The organism is Lacticaseibacillus absianus, assembly GCF_013407595.1.
GTDB lineage: Bacteria > Bacillota > Bacilli > Lactobacillales > Lactobacillaceae > Lacticaseibacillus > Lacticaseibacillus absianus.
Map to the genome: position 1 here is coordinate 201,208 of NZ_JABEKX010000003.1, position 23,196 is coordinate 224,403.

Consider the following 23,196-nt stretch of genomic DNA (forward strand, 5'->3'; position numbering starts at 1 on the left):
AAGGAGAAGTTTATGTTCAAAAGAAAATCAAAGTACCCACGGCCAACGGCCACTTACCGCGAGGTGTGGGCGAAAGGCGATCCGAGTTTCAAGCTGTCCTTCTTCTTCATGGGGCTCGCCCAGCTCAAGCACAAGCAGTGGGCTAAGGGACTCGCCTTTTTGGGCCTAGAGCTCGCGTTCTTGGCCTGGTTCGTCTTCAGCGGCATCAGCTCGCTGGGGATGCTGAGCGACTTGGGCGTCGTCAAGACCAAAAAAGTCGTCTTCGACGCCAGCCAAGGGGTCTATGTGACCAAGCTGCCCGATAATTCCGTCGTCATCCTGCTGTTCGGGGTGATGAGCGTCATCCTACTGGTCGCCATGCTCGGCCTGTACATCGCCAACCTGCGATCGGTCCGCACGCTGTACGTGCAGCTGCGCGACGGCGAGCACGTGCCGACCAACCGTGAGGACCTGCACTCGCTGCTCGACAGCCGCCTGCACGCGACGCTGATGATGATCCCGATCATCGGGATCGTGGCGTTCACGATCTTGCCCACGCTTTACATGATCTCCATGGCGTTCACCAACTACGACGGCAAGCACCCGATCGGATTTTCTTGGACCGGCTTCAAGGCCTTCGGCAACGTCTTGACCGGGGACTTGGCCGGGACCTTCTTCCCAGTGCTCGGCTGGACGTTGATCTGGGCCGTTGCGGCCACCGTGACCACGTTCTTCTTCGGCGTGTTGCTGGCGATGCTGATCGAATCCAAGGGGATCAAGCATAAGGGCTTCTGGCGCACGATCTTCGTCATTGTCTACGCCGTGCCGCAGTTCGTGTCGCTGTTGATGATGGCGCAGTTCCTGGACTTGCAGGGCCCGCTGAACAACCTGCTGATGAACTGGCACCTGATCTCCAGCCCGATCAACTTCATCGGCGCCTCCGCTAATCCGCTGGTTGCCCGGATCACGGTCATCGTGGTCAATATGTGGATCGGGATCCCTGTCTCCATGCTTGTGTCGACTGCTATTATTCAGAACCTGCCGCAAGATCAGATCGAAGCGGCGCGCATGGACGGGGCCAACGCCCTGCAAGTGTTCCGCACAATCACGTTCCCTCAGATCTTGTTCGTGATGTCGCCGGCGCTGATTCAGCAGTTCATTGGGAACATCAACAACTTCAACGTCATCTACTTGCTGACCGGGGGTTACCCGATGAACAACAACTATAACGGCGCGGGGGACACCGACCTGCTGGTCACCTGGCTGTATAACCTGGTGTTCGGGCAGACGCAGCGCTACAACGCCTCGGCGGTCTTGGGGATCTTGATCTTCATCCTCAGCGCGACGTTCAGTCTGATCGCCTACCGTCGCACGAACGCATTCAAGGAGGGCTAAACGATGAAATCATATCATGCACAACGGCGCCTTTCCTTGGGCTTCCGCTACCTCTTGCTGATCCTCTTGGCGGTGGTCTGGCTCGTGCCGATCGTCTGGATCGTCCTGGCCAGCTTTTCGGCTAACGACACGGGGTTCGTCTCCACCTACTGGCCGAAGGAATTCACGTTGCAAAATTACATCGGGATCTTCACCAGTGAGCAGTTCCCGTTCGTCTACTGGATCCGCAACACCCTGATGGTCGCCATCGTCTCCACCATCCTGTCGACCTTCGTGACCATCTGTGTGGCCTACACGCTGTCGCGCCTGCGCTTCCGCTTCCGCAAGCCGTTCCTGCAGATCGCCTTGGTCTTGGGGATGTTTCCTGGCTTCATGTCGATGATCGCCTTGTATTACATCCTGAAGAGCTTCAACATGCTGAACCTCGGCGGCCTGGTCCTGGTCTATGTCGGCGGGGCCGGGCTGGGCTTCTACATCGCCAAGGGCTTCTTTGACACCATTCCGGTCGCCATCGATGAGGCCGCGGTGATGGACGGCGCGACGAAGTGGCAGGTGTTCTGGCACATCGGGCTGCCGATGTCCCGCCCGATCATCGTCTACACGGCGTTGACGACCTTCATCGCCCCGTGGATCGACTTCATCTTCTCGGGTATCATCCTCTCGGCGTCTGGCGATTCGAAGACCTATACCATCGCCTATGGCCTGTACAACATGCTGCACAGCACGCGTGGCGCGTCGACCACGTATTTCACGCAGTTCATCGCGGGGTGTGTCATCATCGCGATCCCGATCACCGTGCTGTTCGTGATCATGCAGAAGTTTTACGTCAATGGCATCACGGCTGGGGCCGACAAGGGCTAAGCCCTGGTCGCTCCGCCGACTCGCCGCGCCCCGTTCGCCCTTAGCCAAGGCGGCGACGGGACGCACCAGCCTTAACCAGCCAATTGCAGTCTCACCGCCTGGTTGAGGCTGTTTTTGCGCGCTAGACCGGGGGGATCGACCGAGGCCAAAAGTGAGACCGGCAAACGGCGCCCCTGGCTGAGGCGTGCTAGAATAGAGACCAAAAGGGGGGATCTGCATGGTGACGCTGTCAGATGTGGCCAAGCGGGCGAATGTTTCTAAAATGACGGTGTCGCGGGTGATCAATCACCCGGAGCAAGTGACCACGGAGCTGCGCGAGATCGTCGTGGCGGCCATGACCGCGCTGAATTACCAACCTAACGTGGCGGCCAAGGCCTTGGCGAACAATCGCAGCAACATGGTGAAGTTTCTGATCCTTGAGGATATCGATACCACAGAACCGTATTACATGAACCTGCTGTTTGGCATTGCCCGTGGGCTGGACAAGGCCCAGTACGCGCTACAGTTGATCACGGACCGCGACCGCCTGACCATTGGGAACGCCGATGGCTACCTGATCACTGGGGCGCGCACCAGTGATTTTCCGTGGCTGGATCAGCTCAAGCGTCCGCTCGTGTTGTTCGGCGAGAATCGCTACGGGTATGACTTCATCGATACAGACAATAAGCTGGGGACCCAGATGGCGACCCAGTACGCCCTAGCCAAGAACTATCAGTCGCTGATCTTTATCGGCATTGACGTGAAGGAACCCTTTGAGTATTCGCGCGAGGCGGGCTACATCAACACGCTTCAGCAGCACGCCAAGCTACCGCGTATCTACCGGATGGCCAACCGCAGCCACCTGTCGCAGCAATACATCACCGAGCACTGGCACGAGTTCGCGCCCAACACCTGTTTCATCTGCGCCAGCGATCGCCTAGCCATTGGCGTGGTGCGTGCCATTTTGCAACAAGGGGGCAGTATTCCCCGAGACTACGGGGTGATCGGGCACGACGGCGTCTTCTTGGACCAAGTCTCGAACCCGCAGCTGACAACGGTGCAGCAGCAGGTGCCGCTGCTGGGCGAGCACCTGGCGCGGATGCTCCTGTCCAAGATCGCCCAGTCCGGGGCGCAACAGGGGGAGGTCCTGCTGGCGCCGCAGCTGGTGACCCGGGGCACGACCCGCGACTGAGTGCGGCGCAAGCAAGCAGAGGGGATGATCGTTGTCATCCTCTTTTTTTTGCAGCAAAAAAAATTTGGGGGGCGCGTGAGAATTTTTGGGTACAGTCTGCCAGCTGCCATCATCACCAAACCGCCTGCGATGAATCCGGTTACGCTCAATTAGTAACAGAAGGTTGAATGACTAAAACAGTTGACAAACCGCGGATAAAACAGAATATTCGGGATTCCGTGAAAAAATTCACCAAAGTCTGTTTACAAATTCACAAATCCTTGGTACATTATATTCGTGAAATGGTTAACAAAAAAACGTCAACAAACGTGGAGGGATCCAGATGCTGAAAGATACACCAAAAACTGATGCGCCGATCGATGTTCAAGCGATGATCGACGAACTTGTCGCCAACGCGCAAGAGGCCCTGAAGATCATGAAGACCTTCGACCAGGCCAAGGTCGACCACATCGTGCACCGCATGGCCATTGCCGGGCTCGACCACCACATGGAGCTTGCAAAGCTCGCCGTTGAAGAAACGGGTCGTGGGGTCTACGAAGATAAGGCGATCAAGAACATGTTCGCCACCGAAGAGATCTGGCACGCCATCAAGGACAACAAGACCGTGGGCGTGATCGCCGAAGATAAGCAACGCGGGATCGTTTCCTTAGCAGAACCGATCGGGGTCATCGCCGGTGTAACGCCTGTGACCAACCCGACCTCCACGACGATGTTCAAATCCGAGATCGCCATCAAGACCCGCAACCCGATCATCTTCTCCTTCCACCCAGGGGCGCAGAACTCTTCCGCCAAGGCGCTGGAAGTGATCCGGGAAGAAGCCGAGAAGGCTGGGTTGCCAAAGGGCGCACTGCAATACATCCCAGTGCCGTCCATCGAAGCCTGCCAGAAGCTGATGAACCACCCAGGCATCGCCACGGTCCTGGCGACCGGCGGCCCTGGCATGGTCAAGGCGGCCTACTCCACCGGCAAACCAGCGCTGGGCGTTGGGGCCGGGAACGTGCCAGCCTACATCGAGGCGAGCGCCAACATCAAGCAGGCCGTCAACGACGTGATCCTGTCCAAGAGCTTCGATAACGGCATGGTCTGCGCTTCCGAGCAGGCGATCATCGTCGATGCATCCATCTACGACGCCGTCAAAGAAGAATTCAAGGCGCAAGGAGCGATCTTTGCGAAGCAAAAGGACATCCCAGCCTTGAGCAAGACCGTCATCAACCTGGAGAAGGGCTCCGTCAACCCACCGATCGTCGGCCAGAGCGCCTACACCATCGCGAAGTGGGCGGGCATCGACATTCCAGAAGACGCGCCGATCCTGATCGCCGAGCTCAAGGGGATCGGGCCGAAGTTCCCGCTGTCCCGCGAAAAGCTCAGCCCAGTCCTGGCTATGGTCAAGGCTGAAGACCACGCCGATGGGTTCGACAAGGCCGAAGCGATGTTGAACAACGGTGGCCTGGGCCACACCGCGGTGATCCACTCCGCTGACGAGCAGCTCGTCCTCGACTATGCCGATCGCATGAGCGCCTGCCGGATCCTGGTCAACAGCCCGTCCACGATGGGCGGCATCGGGGACCTGTACAACGAGATGATCCCATCGCTGACCCTGGGCTGCGGCTCTTACGGCGGCAACTCGATCTCCCACAACGTCGGGACCATCGACCTGCTGAACATCAAGACCCTCACCAAGCGCCGCAACAACATGCAGTGGGTGAAGCTCCCCCCCAAGATCTACTTCGAGCGTAACTCGGTCCGCTACCTCGAAAAGATGGAAGGCTTGGACCGCGTCCTGATCGTCGGCGACCGGGGCATGGAGAAGCTCGGCTACGTCAAGATCGTTGAAGACGTGCTGAACAGCCGCAACAACGACGTTCAGATTCAGACCTTCGTCGACGTTGAACCGGACCCGTCCTCCAACACCGTTTATAAGGGCACGGAGATCGCCAAGTCCTTCAAGCCAGACGCGATCGTTGCGATCGGCGGCGGCTCCGTCATGGACGCGGCCAAGGGCATGTGGCTGTTCTACGATGGTGACGGTGACTTCTTCGGCGCCAAGCAGAAGTTCTTGGATATTCGCAAGCGGACGTACAAGTTCCCGAAGCCGACTAAGTCCAAGCTGATCTGCATCCCGACCACGTCGGGAACCGGGTCTGAAGTCACGCCATTCGCGGTCATCACCGATTCCGATACCGGCATCAAGTACCCGCTGGCCGACTACGCGCTGACCCCAGACGTTGCCTTGGTCGACAGCCAGTTCATCGAGACTGTGCCGCCGAAGGTCGTGGCTGATACCGGGCTGGACGTTCTGTGCCACGCGACGGAAAGCTACGTCTCCACCATGGCGACCGACTACACCAAGGGCCTGTCGCTGCAAGCCATCAAGTCCGTCTTCGCAAACTTGGAGAACTCCTACAAAGGGGACCTCGACGCCAAGGCCAAGATGCACGACGCCTCGACGATCGCCGGGATGGCCTTTGCCAACGCCCTGCTGGGGATCAACCACAGTATCGCGCACAAGCTGGGCCAGACGTTCCACCTGCCTCACGGGCGGTGCATCGCGATCACGATGCCACACGTCATCCGCTACAACGCTAAGACCCCGAAGAAGCGGGCGATCTGGGCGAAGTACAACTACTTCCAGGCCGCTGAAGACTACGCGGACATCGCGCGTGCGCTCGGCCTGAAGGGGGAGACCACCGAAGAGCTGGTCGAAGCCTACGTTCAGGCGATCATCGACCTGTCCCACCGCGTTGGCGTTCAGCTGAGCCTGAAAGACCAAGGCATCAGCAAGGAAGACGTCTTGGCTAACGTGGATCGTATCGCCGAACTCGCTTACGAAGATAACTGCACGGTCACGAACCCAGTGGAACCACTGATCGCCGACATGAAGCAGATCGTCCTCGACGAATTCGTTGGCACCGACTCCGCAGCCAGTGTCCGCATCTAATCCTTTCACACTTGCACCAGCCGCTTGCGGCTGGTGTTTTTGCGTCCACTGGCGGTCAGGGCGGTGGGGCCCGGCAGGCGCTGGCGGGCATCTGACAGTTGCACGTGTATTTTGACCGACTTTCAGGCATAATAAGGGGTAGTGACTTTAAGGCCAAAAAGGAAAGAAAGCACATGACACCGAATAAAGAAGACTACTTAAAAATGATATTCGAACTGGGTGGCGACACGGCGCTGATCTCGAACAAGCAGATCGTGGCGGGGCTCAGCGTCAGCGCGGCCAGTGTCAGTGAGATGATCACCAAGCTGGTCGAACAGCATTACGTGACCCACACGCCGTATCAGGGGATCAAGCTCACCGCCAGCGGCCAGCAAAAAGCCGCGATGCTGGTGCGCAACCACCGGCTGTGGGAAGTGTTTCTTGTGCAATCGCTGGGCTATCCGGTCGATGCGATCCACCAAGAGGCCGAAAAACTCGAGCACGCGACGACCGGCGAGATGGCCGATCGACTCGCGGCAATGCTGGGTGAGCCGCATTACTGTCCGCACGGTGGGGTGATCCCGGACGCCGATGGCCATTACATCGACCAGAGCCGCGTGGCGTTGGCTGAGTGCACGCCAGGGACCAAGGGCCACATCGAGCGCGTCGTTGATGAGGCGGCGGTGATCGATTACATCTTCGCGCTGGGCCTGCATATCGAGGACCACTTCACGGTGGTCGACAACGACGCGAAGGCGGTGACGATCCACCAGACCGAGACTGGTCGGGACCTGGTCGTTGATCGCGTCCGCGCGCAGCATATCTTCGTCGAACTGAAAGCATAGAAAGTGGTGGCGTTACAAGATGTCTAAAGAAATCTCTGCGGTGATCACGTTATTCGGCGGCTCAGGCGACCTCGCGCAGCGCAAGCTGTACCCGGCGCTGTTTGGGCTGTACCGGCGCGGGGTGCTCAAGGACCACTTTGCCGTGATCGGCACCGCCCGGCGGCCGTGGTCGGATGAGCACTACCGCGACATCGTGCGCGAAGCCGTGTGCGACGATTCGATCGAAGCGACGGCGCAGGCCAGCGCGTTTGCGAGCCATTTTTACTACCAGTCGCACGACGTGACCGACGCGGCGCATTACACCACGCTCAAGGAGCTGGCGGCGCAGTTGGATGAACAGTACGCGGTGGGCGGTAACCGGCTGTTCTACATGGCGATGGCGCCGAACTTCTTTGCGACGATCGCCAGTCACCTCAAGTCCGAGGCGCTGCTGACCGAGGACGGGTTCAACCGCCTGATCATCGAAAAACCCTTCGGCCACGACTACGCTAGCGCGGCGGCGCTCAACGCGTCGATCACGGCGACGTTCGACGAGCGGCAGATCTACCGCATTGACCACTACCTCGGCAAGGAGATGGCCCAGGCAATCTTGGGCCTGCGCTTTGGCAATCCGCTTTTGCGCGGGGTGTGGCACAAGGACTACATTCACGACATCCAGATCACCCTGGCTGAGGCGGTCGGGGTGGAGGAGCGCGCCGGCTACTACGAGACCTCCGGAGCGCTGCGCGATATGGTCCAGAACCACGTGATGCAGCTGCTCGCCTACCTGACGATGGACGAGCCGAGTGCCTTGACGCCGGAAGCGGTGCACGAGGTGAAGGCCCGCGCCTTCGATCAGTTGCACCGCTACACCGAGGCGGAAGTCGCGGCTAACTTCGTGCGCGGCCAGTACACCGCCGCAACGATCGCCGGCACTGCGATCCCGGGCTACCGGGAAGAAGACGGGGTGGCGCAGCAGTCGATGACCGAGACCTTCGTTGCCGGCCGGATCCTGACTGATGCCCCGGCCTTTGCCGGGGTGCCGATTTTCATCCGCACCGGCAAGCGCCTGACGCGCAAGTCGACGCAGGTGACCGTGACCTTCAAGCCTCAGGCGGCCGGGCTGTTCGGTGCCCAGCCGGCCAACACCCTGACGATCTACGTGGAGCCCAGCGAGGGCTTCTCACTGGAGCTCAACGGGCAGGCGCTCGGGCAGACGAACGTGCTAGAGCCTGAAGAGCTGCGCTTCCGCCACGACCCGGCGGCGGCCAAGGCCGCCCCAGAGGCTTATGAGCGGCTGATCAACGATGCGCTGCACGGGGATCAGACGAACTTCAACCACTGGAACGAGCTGGCCCAGACCTGGCGCTACGTCGACGTGATCCTCGCGGCTTGGGCCAAGGATGAGACGATGCCGACTTACGCGGCCGGCACGATGGGGCCTGACGCCGCGACCGCGCTACTTGAACGCGACGGGCACCACTGGTTCTGGCAACCGACGCGGATCCAGATGGCGGACTGATCGGGACTTGACCGCCTGATAACTGACTGACCGATGCCCTGAGGGGTCTGCGGAGACCGGATCGCCGGCTTCTGCAGGCCCCTTGTTTGAGCCCGCAAGGAGGCCCCCGAATGCTTGAGCTACCGCTGTTGAACGACACGAGCCGCAAGATCATCCACGTTGACATGGATGCGTTTTACGCGTCGATCGAAGAGCGCGACGAGCCGCGCCTGCGCCAGCTGGCGCTGGTCATCGCCCATGATCCGCGCACGACGGGGGGCAAGGGCGTCGTGACGACGGCTAACTACATTGCCCGCCAGTACGGGGTGCACTCCGCGATGCCGGCCAGCCAAGCCCTGCGGTTGGTGCCCAAGCGACTGCTGGTCTTTCGCGAGCCGGACTTCACCAAGTACCGCGCGGTCTCGGCGCAGATCCACGCGCTGTTTCACCAAGTGACCGACTTGATCGAACCGGTCGCGCTGGACGAGGCGTACCTCGACGTGACGGCCAACCGCGATTTTCCCAACACGATCCGCCTGGCGCTGTGGCTGCAAGACCAGATCCGGCGCACGACGGGGCTGACGAGTTCGATCGGGCTGTCGTACAACAAGTTTCTCGCCAAGGAGGCCTCCGAGTATAACAAGCCGCAGGGGCGCACGGTCATCTTGCCGGAGCAGGCGCAAGCGTTCCTCGACCGGCTCCCGATCGGCGAATTCCGCGGTGTCGGTGCGAAGACCGCCCCGCAGCTGGAGGCGCTGGGGATCACTGACGGCGCGAGCTTGCGGGCACACAGTCAAGCAGAGCTGATCGCGGCCTTTGGCAAAATGGGCTTGGGACTGTATCAACACGCGCGCGGCGTCGACAACCGACCGGTGGTCGTGCGCGACGCCAAGTCGGTCGGCAAGGAGCGCACCTATCGCAGTGTCTTGACCACCGAAGCCCAGGTGCAGGCCCAGCTGCACGAGCTGGCGGCGCTTGTCGCCGCCGCTTTGGCCCGCAAGCAAAAACACGGGAAGACAGTCGTGCTCAAGGTGCGCGATCCCGAGTTCAACACACTGACGCGCCGCATCACGCAAGACCACTACGTCGCCGGCGAAGCGGCGCTATACGCCTTGGCGTGGCAGCTGTGGCAGAGCCTGCCGGTCAAGCCCGAGGCGGTCCGGCTGCTGGGGATCACCGCGACCGGGCTCGATCCGCAACAATACGAGAACATCGACCTCAAACTGTAGCAATACAGCTCACCAACTATGGTATAATCGGCCTAAAGACTGTATTCGACAGGGAGCTTGAACAATGGCGACTAAACATGAACAGATCCTGAGCTATATTGCTAGCCTCGGCGTTGGCACCAAGATTTCGGTCCGCACGATCGCGAAGCAGCAGAAGGTGAGCGAAGGCACCGCCTACCGCGCGATCAAGGAGGCGGAGACCACCGGACTGGTCTCGACCATCGAGCGCGTCGGGACCATTCGCATCGAGCAAAAACCGGTGAACAACATCGATTCGCTGACCTTCCGCGCGCTGTTGAAGCTGATCGACGCGAAGGTGCTCGGCGGCTCGGCGGGGCTAGCCAAGAAGCTCGACAAGTTCGTCATCGGGGCGATGACCCCCGACGAGATGACGCGCTACATCACCAAGGACGCGCTGGTGATCATCGGGAACCGTGAAGACGCCCAGCGCCTCGCGCTGCAAAACGGGGCGGCGGTCCTGATCACCGGGGGCTTCATGACCTCCGACGCCGTGATCGGGCTCGCCAACTCGCTGTCGCAACCGGTGATGCAGACCAGCTACGACACCTTCACCGTCGCAACGATGATCAATCGGGCGCTGTCCGATCAGGCGATCAAGCAAGACATTCTGACCGTCGCGTCGATCTACACCCCGCTGGCCGAGACGAAGACCGCCTTGGTCGATGACACGGTGGCGGACTTCATGCGCCTGCGCGAAGACCGCGCCGACTTCGCCTTACCGATCATCACACCGGGCGGCCGGCTGGTGGGTATGGTCACCCCGAAGCTCGTCGCCGGCAAAAAAGCGACGACCCCGCTTGAGCGCGTGATGGTCAAGGACCCGCAGACGGTGCGGCCGTACCTCAGCGTGACGACGGTCGGGCACACTATGCAAGGCAACGGCTTGAACCTGCTGCCGGTGGTCGATGACTCCTGGCAGCTGTTGGGGATCGTCACCCGGGCCAGTGTGTTCGCCAGCCTGGCCGACCTGGGGAGCACCAGCGTCGGCACGACCATCGCAGATCAAGTCGACGCGCAGATCGAGCTGGCCAAGCGCCAGCCCGAGAGCGGCGCCGTCTACGAGATGCACACCACCCCGATGATGACCAACAAGCTGGGCACGCTGAGCTTTGGGGTGATGAGCGAGGCGGTCAACACAGTCGTCACTCACTTCCTGAACGCCAGCGGTCGGCGCAACGTGCTGATCGAGCAGCTATCGCTTCACACGTTCCGGCCGATCCAGCTGGAGTCGACGGTGCAGATCACGCTGCGGGCACTCGAGATGACCCGCCACGAAGGCTCTTTTGACATCGAACTGCAGACAGATGGCCTGCCTGTCGCTAAGGCGCTCGTCACCTGTCAGCTACTAGAAAGGAACACACGATGATCCAATCCGATATCCTCGCTGCGATCGCGCAGTATGACACGATCTTGATCCACCGCCACATCAATCCCGACCCGGACGCCCTGGGGGCCCAAGGTGGACTGGCGGCGGCGATCCGCGCCGGGGCCCCGACCAAGCACGTCTACCAGGTCGGCGAAGGGGTGGGCAACCTCGACTGGCTCGCGACGAGCCAGGCGGTCCCCGATGACCGCTACGCGAATGCGTTGGTCATCGTCTGCGACACCGCCGATCGCCCGCGGGTCTCGGATCAGCGCTTCACGACCGGGCAGAAGCTGATCAAGATCGATCACCACCCCAACGATGACGCATACGGGGACTTAGTCTGGGTCGATGAGACCGCCAGCTCGACGTCAGAGCTGATCTACGACTTGATCCAGCAGTCCAACGGGCAGCTGAAGCTGGATGCCGCGGCGGCGCGCCTGCTGTACGCAGGCATCGTTGGGGACACGGGGCGCTTCTTGTTCAACAATACGACGCCGCACACGCTGACCGTTGCGGCGGACTTGATCCAGCAGGATTTTGATCCGACTGCCCTGAACAACCGGATGAACCAGATCACCTTCGCTCAGGCCAAGCTGCAGAGCTACGTGTTCAACCACCTGCAGATCAGCCCGGCCGGCGCGGCGACAGTCCAGATCCCGCTGAGTGTCGTGCGCGACCTCGGGCTGACCAGTGATCAGGTGCATGCCGCCGTCGGCACCCCAGGCCGTTTGGGCGAAGTCGTCGCCTGGGCGATCTTCGTCGAGCAGGAGGGCGCCCCGTACCGGGTGAACCTGCGATCCAAAGGCCCGGTCATCAACGGCATCGCCCGGGCGCACAACGGCGGCGGTCACCCGCTAGCCAGCGGCGCCAAGGCCCAGGACCTGGCGGAGATCGCCGCGATCACAGAAGAGCTGACCGCGCTTGTCGCGGCCGATAAGGAGTAAACATGACCAACCAATTCAAGCAGTACGGCCTCAAGCCGTTTTTGATCACGGCCTTAGACCAGATGCAGATCACGGTGCCGACCCCGATCCAGGAGCAGGTGATCCCTGCCGTGCGCCGCGGGGAAAGCGTGATCGGCCAAAGCCAGACCGGTAGTGGCAAGACCCACGCCTTCCTGCTGCCGCTGCTAGACGCGATCGATCCGACGCTGGACACGGTCCAGCTCGTCATCACCGCCCCGTCGCGGGAGCTCGCGACGCAGATCTTCACGGTCGCCACGCAGCTGGCCGCCGGTGCCCCTGACCTGCGCATTCAGAACTACGTCGGGGGCACGGACAAGGGCCGCCAGGTCGACAAACTCGGCCACCAGCAGCCCCACGTCGCCATCGGGACGCCTGGCCGCCTGCTGGATCTGATCAAGTCTCAGGCGCTGGCGGCGCACACGGCCACGGCCTTTGTCGTCGACGAGGCGGACATGACGCTGGACATGGGGTTCTTGACCATTGTCGATCAGATCGCCAGCCTGTTCCCGGCTGATCTGCAGATGCTGGTGTTCTCCGCCACCATCCCACCGAAGCTCCAACCGTTTTTGAAAAAATATATGACGCATCCGACCGAGATCGTGATCAAGCCTAAGCACGTGATCGCCGATTCCGTCGATAACTGGTTGATGTCCGTCAAGGGCCAGGACAAAAACGCGCTGATCTACAAATTACTGACCATGGGCACCCCGTTTCTCGCCTTGGTGTTCGCGAACACCAAAGACAGCGCCGATGCGATCCACCGCTACCTGGTCAGCCAGGGGCTCAAGGTCGCTAAGATCCACGGCGGCATTGCGCCGCGTGAGCGTAAGCGGGTGATGAAGGACGTCGCGGACCTCAAGTACCAATACGTGGTTGCCACCGACTTGGCCGCGCGCGGGATCGACATCGACGGGGTGTCGCTGGTGATCAACGCTGAATTGCCGAACGACAACGAGTTCTTCATTCACCGGGTCGGCCGGACCGGGCGCAAGGGGCTCGGTGGGACTGCGATCACGCTGTACCTGCCGGGGCAAGAAGCCAAGATCGCCGAGCTCGAACACCTCGGGATCCACTTCACGCCTAAGCAGCTCAAAGACGGCGCGCTGGTCGACGGCTACGACCGTAACCGGCGCCAGGCGCGCAAGCCGAAGCAAGAAGAGATGAGCCTGACCATTCGCGGCCTGGCCAAGAAGGAAGCCAAGAAGAAGAAGCCGGGCTACAAGAAGAAGATCCAAGCGGCGATCGCCGATGAGCGCCGCCGCAACAACAAGATCAAGAAGCGTGAGGAGTTGCGCAGTGCCCGTAAGGCGAAGAAGAGCAAGTAAGGAGGGATCCTGGTGGCAGACGGAGACTTGTTATGGGGTCAGTGGCAGGGGCTGTCGGCCGCGCAGCGCGAATTCGCGGCGGCCCAGCTGAGCCGCTATTTTCTCAGCCCCCTGCTGGCCGTCGACGCGCGGGAGCCGGTGCGGGTCACCACCTTCGGCCAGACCTTTGAGACCTATGATTTTCTGATCGCTGGGGAATGGCTCCGCTTCGTCCCGGGGATGGGGCGGGTGCCGCTGGGTGTCGCCACGCCGCTGCCGCGCCCGATGCACGCCGTGGCGCAGCAGATGGGTCTGGCGCCAGACGCGGTCGGCGCCGCACTCAGCCCGGCCACGACCGTTGACATGCCGCCGATGCTGGTCGCGCGCACGAGCATTCCAAGCACGCTGGAGATGATCGGCCAAGTCGACCTGACCACTCAGCAGTTTCGCGGCAATCACTTCGCCTACCAGCCAGTGCGCCAGGCGGTCCTTCGCCTGCTAACGCCGACCGTGGCCTCACTGGATCCCGCCGCCGCCGAACTGGCGCCGGTGATGGCGACCGAGACGCTGGAGCTGCGGCAAGTCGGGGCGACCACCTATCAGGTCGCGCTGCGCCACCCGGACTGGGATCGCCAGGCGCTTCAGAAGCGCCTCGGCGGGTTCGGGTTCGCCTTGGCCAGCGAGCGCGAGTATGAGTACCTGATGGGCGGCGGGCAGGCCGAGCTGTTCCCGTGGGGCAACCGCCTGCCGGACGCCCCGATGAACTTCGTGCCCAACCGCTTCGGCCTGACCGTGCCGCTGCGGCGGCCCGGCAGCGAGTTGATCGATGCGCCGGTGGGCAAGAGCTTATCGCTGGCGGGGCCGCCGACTGGGGCCGACTGGCTGTCGCTGTCGCCGTTCTTCCGCACGGCGGCGCCAGCCTTTGCCACGACGCGTTACCGCAAGATCGTGCGGATCGCGCTTTGAAGGCGGTCTACCGACTAAGACCGAGGGATACTTCGTCTGAAGTATCCCTTTTTTGGTGCGCCAAGCGGTGGCCGGCGGAGGCGAGACAGACACGCCGGTTCTTGAGGAAGTGTGATGGTTTTTAGTTATTTTTGTCTTAATTGGTATATCTTCAAAATATATTGGCCGATCGCTAGCCATCTCGCTTTACGCCAGGAATGATGGGGCGTAGAATGCAACGTAAGCCGTGAGGCGATATACATGAAAAATTATGATCCCACGATATTTTTCGCCCCGCACTGACGGCGGCCATCTGTGCCGTGGCGGGTGGTCGCGTGACCAGCGTATGAGCAGTGACCCGTTCTGGATCGGCTGGCTAGTGCGCGTACGGGGCGTTGGCGCCCGCTTCCGGCGGTCGGCGGGCGGCCGACGATGCCCGGAGTGCGTCACGCCGCTAGACATAGCCTAGCCCCCTTGGATCGACTAGCCAAGGCTTTGCGCGCGGTCGGCAAGGGCCACACATCGCCGTAAGACGTTAGGAGGCACGTTTGTGAATGATGTCGCGTATTGGACACACCGGCTCGCTGATCGACGATATTTTGTTGGCTTGCTGATCGGGTGTCTCATTATCATTGGTCACCTGATCAGTACGATTCCTGACTCAGTGGCCAGGCTGGACGGGAATGAGTACCTGTTCACACCCTACACACAATGGCTCGCTCTGCATACAGATGGCTGGACGATCGCGTTTTACTTCTGCTTGCCGATCACCTGTGCGTTGAGCTTTGGGCAAACGGTGGGGGAAGACCGGCGGAGTGGCTTCTTCTGGCACGTACTCCCCGAGTTGTCGCAATCGCGGGTGGTTGCCGAATCGTTGGGGGTCAGCTTTCTAGGTGGGGCGCTGACCGCGATGATCCCGCTTGCGCTCGACTTCGGGGTGTTGAGCTGTTTTCTGCCGCTGATCGCACCGGACACTGTTATGAACGCAGCGCTCGGCGTCACGACTGATTTTTCGTTTTGGCCGACGCTGTTGTTCACATCACCGGGTCTTTGGGTCCTGTTTTATATTGGACTTGCAGGGGCAGTCGGTGGGGGGTACGCCCTGCTCGCCAGCACAAGCGCCTTGTTCCTTCGTGACCGGTTCTCACCGCTTGGCATCGGATTCGTTGGGACAATGGTCCTGAACGTCCTGAATGCGACCCTGATCCAAGTGGCCGTCTCGCCAGTTCTGTTCAGCATCGGGACGAGCCCGGCCGCTCTGCCGGCCTTACCCTGGATCATCGGTTTTGGGGGGCTCAGTTGTCTCTGCTTGGGGATCGGCTCTGCCTGGGGAGTGCGACGCAATGCGATCAGATAAATACTTGCGTCTGCGCACTGACAGGGGCTTCCCAGTGCTTGTCGGTCTTCTCTGGCTGGCGTGGACATTGGTGATCTATGGCTGCTTAACGTCTGTCGCCAGTGGCCGGCGGATCGGACTCCTGAAACTGCTCATCATGACGCTGACGAGCCAACACCAGGAATTGTTTTTCTTGTTGCCGTGCAGCATCGGCGGCTGGCTACTTTTTTTTCAGCCGCCCACGGCCCTGGAGTTACCCTATTTGGTCAATGCTCGACGCTTGCGCCCACTTTTGGGGCAATACATTTGGCGATGGCTGACGCTCTATTTGATCAGCATCTGTAGTGCTTGCGTGGTGCTTGGCCTGTTCAACCCTCGAGTGACTTGGGATGGGCACGACTGGGGGCTTGCCCTCATTTTGTTACTTGGCCATTGGATGGGCAGTGTGATCTGCTGGCTGACGCTTGGCTTACTCACAATACTGTGGCGGCGAACGCTGGCGGTGCTTGTGTGGGTGCTCCTGATCTTGGCCGATCAGTGGCTGTTCGGCCGCTGGGGGTGGTCGGTGTTTTTGACTAACGGGTTGACACTGGGGTCAAGGCAGTATGGGGTCAATCTCTTCACGAATCTGTGCCTATATGGTGCGTATATTGGGTTGTTGATCTCGGCACTACGCCCTGCAATGATGAGACAAGGGAGGCGCTTGCCATGAGGAAAGAGCGACTGATCTTTCGCTACATCAGTCAGCGGTACTGGGCGACGACACGCACTCGATTCATCCTGATCGTGGCGGTCGACCTGCTCGTGATTGGGCTCGCGCGCGTGCAAGGACAGACGTTTGCGGCCGTTTTTCGCGGGGTGGTCCAGGTCGGGCGAACATTTGACCTACCGCTGACATGGCTCTTCTTGGTCCTATCGCCGACCTTGATCGTGGGCGCGTCGATGCGCCAGCTGATCCGGCGCGATTACCCGCGGGTCTTTCGCAGTTCGCTGACCTGCTATGTTGCGCTCAGCATGCTTGTCTTGTCCAGTAGCCTGCTTGTTCCGTTCGGCCTCTGGGTCACGGTCAGCGTGGCTGTAGACTGGCAGTTTGCCCTGGTGTTGTTCGCTGTTTCGGCGACACTTCTGGGGGCCTTTGCGGTCGGACAATGCTTCGTTGCGGCCCACTGGCTCCAAAGCGGGCTACTGGTGCTACTTGCGGCCACTGCAGGGTGGAACCGGATGCCGGTCTTATCGCAATTGATGGCCAGTCGGTTTTCACCTGAGCTGACGGTACCGACACTACTGATCTGCTTGGGGGTCATGGGCGTCGTCGCACTGCTGTTCCGAGCGTTGTACCGGATCGATTTTAACGATGAGAAAGGATGATCTCAATGCGCGACCCAATCATTACACTGACAGACGTCAGCAAACAGTTTCGGCACAAACGACCGCTGAAAGACCTGAATTTGACCCTCCATCGCAACAAGGTCTACGGTTTCAGTGGGCCGAACGGGTCAGGTAAGACGCTGACGTTCAAAGTGATCCTCGGGTTCGTCAGACCGACGACCGGGACCGTGATCGTGAATGGCGAGGTGATCCGCCAAGACCGCTTGTTCGCGGCGAACGTGGGGTTTGCGTTGCCGGAATACGGCCCGCTGGACGCCAAAACGGGTCAGGAGAACCTGGAGTTATTGGCGCTTCTCGCGGACTTTCCGAAGGCGCGCATCCCGGCCTTACTGCAATACGTGGGGCTTGAGCCACAGAATCCACAGCGTGTTCGGGACTATTCGCTCGGCATGAGGCAACGCCTGTTGATCGCGATCGCACTGATCGGCGATGCAGAGGTGATCATCCTTGATGAGCCGACCAACGCGTTAGATGAAGCAGGGCAGGCCTTCCTCGTGGACCTGATCGCGGACCTGAAGCGACAGGGTAAGACCATCTTGGTCTCTAGTCACGACTCGGGATTCCTCAAGCGGGTCAGTGACCACATGTTCTACTACAGCGAGGGCACGATCGTCCGGGAGGAGGCGCGATGAGGCGGGCGGGGGTCAAGGCCCTTGTGCTCACGGCGGCACTCATTCTGATCGCAGTCTTGACGTACAACTATCGACATGTGCGCATGCAGTATCGTGAGTTCGCGGTCACTAAGAAGCATGTGAACAGCGCGCAGCCGCAACTGAAGTTGGACGCCGAGACGCGGGTCGACCGCATCCGGCAGCACAAAGTCAATGGTCGCTATGTTGCCACACTTCAGGTCGTTGCCCAACGCGCGAAACCGTTCAACATCACGGCGTGGTTCCTCGATCAGGGGGTGGAAGACCAGGCGGCGCAACTGCAACTGTCTGTCAACGGCAAGGGAGACACCCGGTTGCAGCGCGGCGTCAATCAGGTCACCTTGACGGCCACGTACAGGCAAGACGCCCAAAAGCAGACGCACTTGGCCGTTCTCCTTCATCCGGCGCACGGCAAGTATGTTCGGGTCGACTTTCTTGGTTAGCGGGCGGGCTGACTGGGATCAGCGCCGACCGTAAGCCGACCGTAATTTGATGTTGGTTGAAGCTACTGCTAGCCGAGATCCCGAATTCATGATGATGGGTCCAAAGACGCCTAAGACGCGGATGCAAGGGCGCACCACAACCAGATGCGGATAGAATAACCGGCTAGCGTGAACGGACTGAACTAGACTGAGCGATCAACGCCTGGATATTGCCCGGGAAATGAGCCTGAACGATTGAACGACAGAATCACGGTGTGCTTAGGCGGATACTGTAACCTGACCCGCGTGATCCGCGATGAACTCGTGCCCCAAGGGTGCACCGCCGGGTTTCACGATGATCATCACAGAAGTCGCTAAAGTCTTGCAAGTGTCGCCGGCGCCCCGCATTACCGGGCATCGACGCCTTGACACGCCCGGGGGAGATTCGTATAATTGAGCGCGTTAGGATATACGCCCGAGACCAGCTTCCCATCCAGAAAATAGCGCATTGCTGAGAGCGCTGTGGCCTGGTCCGGGCGTGCTCCCTGATGCTTAACGTGAATAGCATAATTAAGAGGTTAACGATGACACATCGTTGCAAACAAGGTGGTACCGCGCGCAAGCGTCCTTGGATTGCAGCGGTGTTTTTTGTTAGCACGAGGAGGCACACATGAAAGAATTGACTAGCGCCCAGATCCGTCAGATGTTTCTGGACTTTTTTAAGGAAAAAGGGCATGATGTTGAGCCCAGCGCCAGCTTGGTCCCGGTCGATGACCCGACGCTACTGTGGATCAACTCCGGGGTCGCGACGCTGAAGAAGTACTTCGACGGCACTGTGGTCCCGAAGAATCCGCGCATCACCAATGCTCAGAAGTCGATCCGCACTAACGATATCGAAAACGTCGGCAAGACTGCCCGGCACCTGACGTTCTTCGAGATGCTCGGCAACTTCTCGGTCGGCGATTACTTCAAGGAATCGGCGATCCCGTGGGCGTGGGAATTCCTGACCAGCCCAAAGTGGTTGGCGCTCGACCCGGCGAAGCTCTATGTCACGGTCTATCCGAAGGACACCGAAGCCAAGCGCATCTGGCACGACGTCGTCGGTTTGGGCGACGACAAGGTCTTTGAGGTCGAGGACAACTTCTGGGATATCGGCGAAGGCCCCTCTGGCCCGGACTCCGAGATCTTTTACGACCGCGGTCAGGAATTCAACAACGTGGCTGAAGACGACCCCGAGAACTATCCGGGTGGGGAAAACGAGCGCTACCTGGAGATCTGGAATATCGTGTTTTCCGAGTTCAATCACCTGCCAGACGGCCGCTTCGTCGAGCAGCCGCACAAGAACATCGATACCGGCATGGGCCTCGAACGCTTGGTCTCGGTGATCCAGAACACCAAGACCAACTTCGAGACCGATCTGTTCATGCCGATCATCCGCAAGACTGAAGCGCTGAGCGACGGGCGCAAGTACGGTGCCGATGCGAAGGATGATGTCTCGTTCAAAATCATCGCGGACCACGCGCGCACGGTCACCTTCGCCATCGGTGACGGCGCGCTACCGTCTAACGAAGGCCGCGGCTACGTGCTGCGCCGGCTGATCCGGCGGGCCGTGGTCAACGCCAAGAAGCTCGGGATCGACCAAGCCTTCTTGTACCAGCTGGTGCCGGTGGTCGGTGAGATCATGGCCAGCTACTACCCAGAGATCTTGAAGAATCAAGACTTCATCCAAAAAGTGATCCGGTCTGAAGAAGACCGCTTCCGCGAAACGCTGGACGCTGGCTTCAGCCTGCTGGACCAGACCATCGCAGACCTGAAGGCGAGTGGCTCGACGGAGATCCCAGGGGACACGGCCTTCAAGCTCTTCGATACCTTTGGCTTCCCGGTCGAGATGACCGCCGAGATCGCTGCGGATGAAGGGTTCACGACCGACATGGCCGGGTTCCAAGTCAACATGGACGCCCAGCGCGCCCGGGCCCGGGCGGCCCGCGGTGATGCGCAGTCCATGGGTAGCCAGGACAAGGTCCTGATGGACATCAAAGACGCCAGCGCCTTTACCGGCTGGACCGACCTGACAGATGACGCTAAGCTGCTGGACATCGTGGTGGATGACACGCTGGTCGACCGCATCGCCGCCGGTACTGCCCGGTTGATCTTCGATCGCACCCCGTTTTACGCCGAGATGGGGGGCCAAGTCGCCGATCATGGGGTGATCACGGATGCTAACGGCGTCGTGGTCGCCAAGGTCACCGACGTGCAGCACGCCCCGAACGGTCAGAACCTGCACACCGTTGACGTGGAAGGGACGCTGGTCGTCGGGGAGACTTACACGCTGGCGATCGATCAGGAGCGCCGCAAGAAGGTCTCGATGAACCACACCGCGACCCACCTGCTTGACCAAGCGCTGCGCGAAGTGCTCGGGGAACACACGCACCAGGCTGGTTCGCTCGTCGAGCCCGACTACCTGCGCTTCGACTTCACCAGCTTCGGTCCGGTGACCCCGGCGCAACTGCGTGAAGTTGAGCAGATCGTCAACACCCAGATCTGGCGGCAGTTGCCGATCACCTGGGAAGAGATGCCGATCGAAGAGGCGAAGAAGCAAGGGGCCATCGCCGTGTTCGGCGATAAGTACGGCGATGTGGTCCGGATCGTCTCCATCGGCGATTACAATCGTGAGTTCGACGGGGGCACGCACCCGGTCAACACCGCAGCCTTGGGCCTGTTCAAGATCACCAGCGAGACCGGTATCGGCGCCGGTACCCGCCGCGTTGAGGCCGTCACCAGCAAGGAAGCCTATGAGTTCCTCACTCAGCAGCAAGATCTGCTGGCGGCGACCGCGGCTAGCCTCAAGCTTGACCAGCCCAACGCCGTGCCACACAAGGTCCAGGGCCTGCAGGCGGACCTGCGCACCAGCCAGAAGCTGGTCGAAGGACTCCAGGCCAAGCTCGCCGCGCAGGAAGCAGCGGGGATCTTCGACCACGCTGCACCGGCTGGCGACTTCACCCTGATCGCCAAGGCGGTCAACGTGGCGGGCATGAATGAGCTGCGCCAGCTCGGCGATCAGTGGCGTGAGAAGGACGCTTCCGACGTGCTGGTCTTGGCGACCGCCAACGATGGTAAGGTCAGCTTGCTCGTTGGGGCCAGCCCAGCGGCGATCGCCAAGGGCGTCAAGGCCGGCGATCTGATCAAGACCATCGCGCCTGCCATCGGTGGTGGCGGCGGTGGGCGCCCGGACATGGCCCAGGCCGGTGGCAAGAAGCCGGACGGGATCGATGCGGCGCTGAAGCTGGCCCAGACCACGCTGGAAGCGCGCTGAGCCCGGTCGTCGATGACGCCTTGCGGATTGTACTTTCGCGCCGATTCAAGTAGAATAGACTTGAACTGGACAGAAATGAGGTGTTAAGAATGAGCACATTAGATCAAACCGTCCACTTTGATTTTCCGGACAACAACCCGAAGAATGTTCACGAGACGTTAGAGACCGTTTACCAATCACTCGAAGAAAAAGGCTACAACCCGATCAACCAGATCGTGGGCTACCTGATCTCCGGCGACCCGGCTTACATCCCGCGCTATAACGACGCGCGGAACTTGATCCGCAAGCACGAGCGCGATGAGATCATCGAGGAGCTTGTTCGCAGCTACCTCGGCAAGGAGAAGCAGTAGATGCGCCTGATGGGACTAGATGTCGGCTCGCGGACCGTGGGTGTCGCGCTGAGCGACCCGCTCGGCTGGACGGCGCAGGGCCTCGAGATCATTCGGATCAACGAGGATAAGGCTGATTTTGGCCTGGACCGTGTGGCGGAGATCGTCGCGCAGTATACGGTGACAGAATTCGTCGTCGGCTTGCCGAAGAACATGAACAACACGCTAGGGCCGCGCGCCGAGAAGTCGCAGGCGTATGGCCAGATGCTGAAGGAACGCTTCGGGTTACCGGTCGCGTTCACAGATGAACGGTTGACGACCGTCGAAGCGTCGCGGATGCTGATCGAAGAGGCGGACGCGTCGCGTAAGCGCCAAAAGCAAGTCATCGACAAGCTGGCGGCCCAGATGATCCTGCAAAACTACTTGGACCGCGTGAGTCACTAGGTCCGCCACGGAGGAAAGCACATGGCTGAAGAAAACAACGAACACATGCACCCAGGCGAAGACGAACAGCTGATCACCTTGATCGACGAGAAGGGCAACGAAGAGTTGTACCAAGTGCTCTTCACCTTCGACTCCGATGATTACGGCAAGAGCTACGTCCTCTTGTACCCGCAAGGCGCCGCAGAAGACGAAGACGTCGAGATCCAGGCCTTCTCCTTCACCCCTGACGAGAACGGGGACGCCAGCCAAGGCGACCTCTTCCCAATCGAGGACGACGACGAATGGGCGATGGTCGAGGAAGTCCTGAACACCTTCTTGGCAGACGAGGACGACGAAGACTAGCACGACTCCTGAAAACCGGCACACGCCGGTTTTTTTGTCGATCAGCGCAGGGCGTGCGGACTTGGCCAGCCGGTCAAGTCGCCGGGCACGGCAAGCGCCGCACAAGGGGGCGATGGGCGTGGTCGTGTCAGGCCGAAGCGCAACGCCCCGCGCCGGTGGGCCGCCTAGCGTCCACTAATCAAACATGGTAAAATAAGCCAGTATGCAGTCTTCCGCGAGCGCGCGGAGGTGCAGTTGAGGAGGGTGTCGTTTGGAAGAACAGAAGCGACGGTTCAAGGCCGTCATCGGGGATAAGACGTACACGATCGTCGGCCCGGGCAGTCTCGCACACTTCGAGACGGTAACGGCGATGCTGAATGAACGGCTGACCCAGATCAAGACCCTCGCCCCGAACATCAGTGAAGAAGATGCGGCGGTCTTGTTGGCCTTCAACGCGTTATCCGACGCGGTCAAGAGCCAAGCGCAAGCGCAGCAAGCGTCGCAGGAGTAATTG

The 23,196-nt window shown here is 60.4% G+C and carries 21 protein-coding genes; all 21 read left to right on the forward strand.

The window, feature by feature from the left end; translation table 11 throughout:
* The first annotated feature begins 12 nt into the window (after window positions 1-12).
* The 21 genes from HII33_RS11580 (at window position 13) to HII33_RS11680 (ending at window position 23,193) form a co-directional block, all read left to right on the forward strand.
* Window positions 13-1,374: a carbohydrate ABC transporter permease gene (locus HII33_RS11580; RefSeq protein ID WP_179395968.1), complete on the forward strand. Its 1,362-nt coding sequence runs from the start codon at window positions 13-15 to the stop codon at window positions 1,372-1,374.
* 3 nt (window positions 1,375-1,377) lie between these two features.
* Window positions 1,378-2,235, forward strand: coding sequence for a sugar ABC transporter permease (locus HII33_RS11585; RefSeq protein ID WP_179395969.1), 858 nt, complete (start codon window positions 1,378-1,380; stop codon window positions 2,233-2,235).
* A 217-nt stretch (window positions 2,236-2,452) separates the two neighbouring features.
* Window positions 2,453-3,406 (forward strand): LacI family DNA-binding transcriptional regulator, encoded by a 954-nt coding sequence (locus HII33_RS11590; protein ID WP_179395970.1) that lies wholly within the window; start codon window positions 2,453-2,455, stop codon window positions 3,404-3,406.
* Window positions 3,407-3,728: 322 nt separating this feature from the next.
* On the forward strand, window positions 3,729-6,344 hold the full coding sequence (gene adhE / locus HII33_RS11595) for a bifunctional acetaldehyde-CoA/alcohol dehydrogenase (protein ID WP_179395971.1): 2,616 nt from the start codon (window positions 3,729-3,731) through the stop codon (window positions 6,342-6,344).
* 173 nt (window positions 6,345-6,517) lie between these two features.
* Window positions 6,518-7,168 carry a metal-dependent transcriptional regulator gene (locus tag HII33_RS11600; protein ID WP_179395972.1) on the forward strand — a complete coding sequence of 217 codons (651 nt, stop codon included), beginning with the start codon at window positions 6,518-6,520 and terminating at the stop codon, window positions 7,166-7,168.
* Window positions 7,169-7,187: 19 nt separating this feature from the next.
* Entirely contained in the window at window positions 7,188-8,669 is a 1,482-nt protein-coding gene (gene zwf, locus HII33_RS11605) for a glucose-6-phosphate dehydrogenase (protein ID WP_179395973.1), read from the forward strand.
* A 110-nt stretch (window positions 8,670-8,779) separates the two neighbouring features.
* Window positions 8,780-9,877, forward strand: coding sequence for a DNA polymerase IV (dinB, locus tag HII33_RS11610; RefSeq protein WP_179395974.1), 1,098 nt, complete (start codon window positions 8,780-8,782; stop codon window positions 9,875-9,877).
* Window positions 9,878-9,941: 64 nt separating this feature from the next.
* Window positions 9,942-11,264, forward strand: a complete 1,323-nt coding sequence (locus HII33_RS11615) for a DRTGG domain-containing protein (RefSeq protein ID WP_179395975.1) — start codon at window positions 9,942-9,944, stop codon at window positions 11,262-11,264.
* Window positions 11,261-12,208, forward strand: a complete 948-nt coding sequence (locus HII33_RS11620; RefSeq protein ID WP_179395976.1) for a DHH family phosphoesterase — start codon at window positions 11,261-11,263, stop codon at window positions 12,206-12,208. The genes HII33_RS11615 and HII33_RS11620 overlap by 4 nt, the downstream gene beginning before the upstream one ends.
* 2 nt (window positions 12,209-12,210) lie before the next feature.
* Window positions 12,211-13,554 carry a DEAD/DEAH box helicase gene (locus HII33_RS11625; protein WP_179395977.1) on the forward strand — a complete coding sequence of 448 codons (1,344 nt, stop codon included), beginning with the start codon at window positions 12,211-12,213 and terminating at the stop codon, window positions 13,552-13,554.
* Between the two features lie 12 nt (window positions 13,555-13,566).
* Window positions 13,567-14,499, forward strand: coding sequence for a hypothetical protein (locus tag HII33_RS11630; RefSeq protein ID WP_179395978.1), 933 nt, complete (start codon window positions 13,567-13,569; stop codon window positions 14,497-14,499).
* A 529-nt stretch (window positions 14,500-15,028) separates the two neighbouring features.
* Window positions 15,029-15,835 (forward strand): hypothetical protein, encoded by an 807-nt coding sequence (locus tag HII33_RS11635; RefSeq protein WP_179395979.1) that lies wholly within the window; start codon window positions 15,029-15,031, stop codon window positions 15,833-15,835.
* Window positions 15,822-16,526, forward strand: coding sequence for a hypothetical protein (locus tag HII33_RS11640; RefSeq protein WP_179395980.1), 705 nt, complete (start codon window positions 15,822-15,824; stop codon window positions 16,524-16,526). Before HII33_RS11635 ends, HII33_RS11640 begins: the two co-directional genes overlap by 14 nt.
* Window positions 16,523-17,182 carry a hypothetical protein gene (locus HII33_RS11645; RefSeq protein ID WP_179395981.1) on the forward strand — a complete coding sequence of 220 codons (660 nt, stop codon included), beginning with the start codon at window positions 16,523-16,525 and terminating at the stop codon, window positions 17,180-17,182. Before HII33_RS11640 ends, HII33_RS11645 begins: the two co-directional genes overlap by 4 nt.
* Window positions 17,183-17,187: 5 nt before the next feature.
* Window positions 17,188-17,835, forward strand: a complete 648-nt coding sequence (locus HII33_RS11650; protein WP_179395982.1) for an ATP-binding cassette domain-containing protein — start codon at window positions 17,188-17,190, stop codon at window positions 17,833-17,835.
* On the forward strand, window positions 17,832-18,296 hold the full coding sequence (locus tag HII33_RS11655) for a hypothetical protein (protein WP_179395983.1): 465 nt from the start codon (window positions 17,832-17,834) through the stop codon (window positions 18,294-18,296). The genes HII33_RS11650 and HII33_RS11655 overlap by 4 nt, the downstream gene beginning before the upstream one ends.
* A 649-nt stretch (window positions 18,297-18,945) precedes the next feature.
* Window positions 18,946-21,588, forward strand: a complete 2,643-nt coding sequence (gene alaS / locus HII33_RS11660; RefSeq protein ID WP_179395984.1) for an alanine--tRNA ligase — start codon at window positions 18,946-18,948, stop codon at window positions 21,586-21,588.
* 89 nt (window positions 21,589-21,677) lie between these two features.
* A complete protein-coding gene (locus HII33_RS11665; RefSeq protein WP_179395985.1) occupies window positions 21,678-21,938 on the forward strand; it encodes an IreB family regulatory phosphoprotein in 261 nt (86 codons plus the stop codon).
* On the forward strand, window positions 21,939-22,361 hold the full coding sequence (gene ruvX / locus HII33_RS11670; protein WP_179395986.1) for a Holliday junction resolvase RuvX: 423 nt from the start codon (window positions 21,939-21,941) through the stop codon (window positions 22,359-22,361).
* A 21-nt stretch (window positions 22,362-22,382) separates the two neighbouring features.
* Window positions 22,383-22,703 carry a DUF1292 domain-containing protein gene (locus HII33_RS11675; protein ID WP_179395987.1) on the forward strand — a complete coding sequence of 107 codons (321 nt, stop codon included), beginning with the start codon at window positions 22,383-22,385 and terminating at the stop codon, window positions 22,701-22,703.
* A 250-nt stretch (window positions 22,704-22,953) separates the two neighbouring features.
* The gene (locus tag HII33_RS11680; protein WP_179395988.1) at window positions 22,954-23,193 is read left to right on the forward strand and encodes a cell division protein ZapA; all 240 of its coding nucleotides are present in this window, start codon (window positions 22,954-22,956) and stop codon (window positions 23,191-23,193) included.
* Window positions 23,194-23,196: the final 3 nt, after the last annotated feature.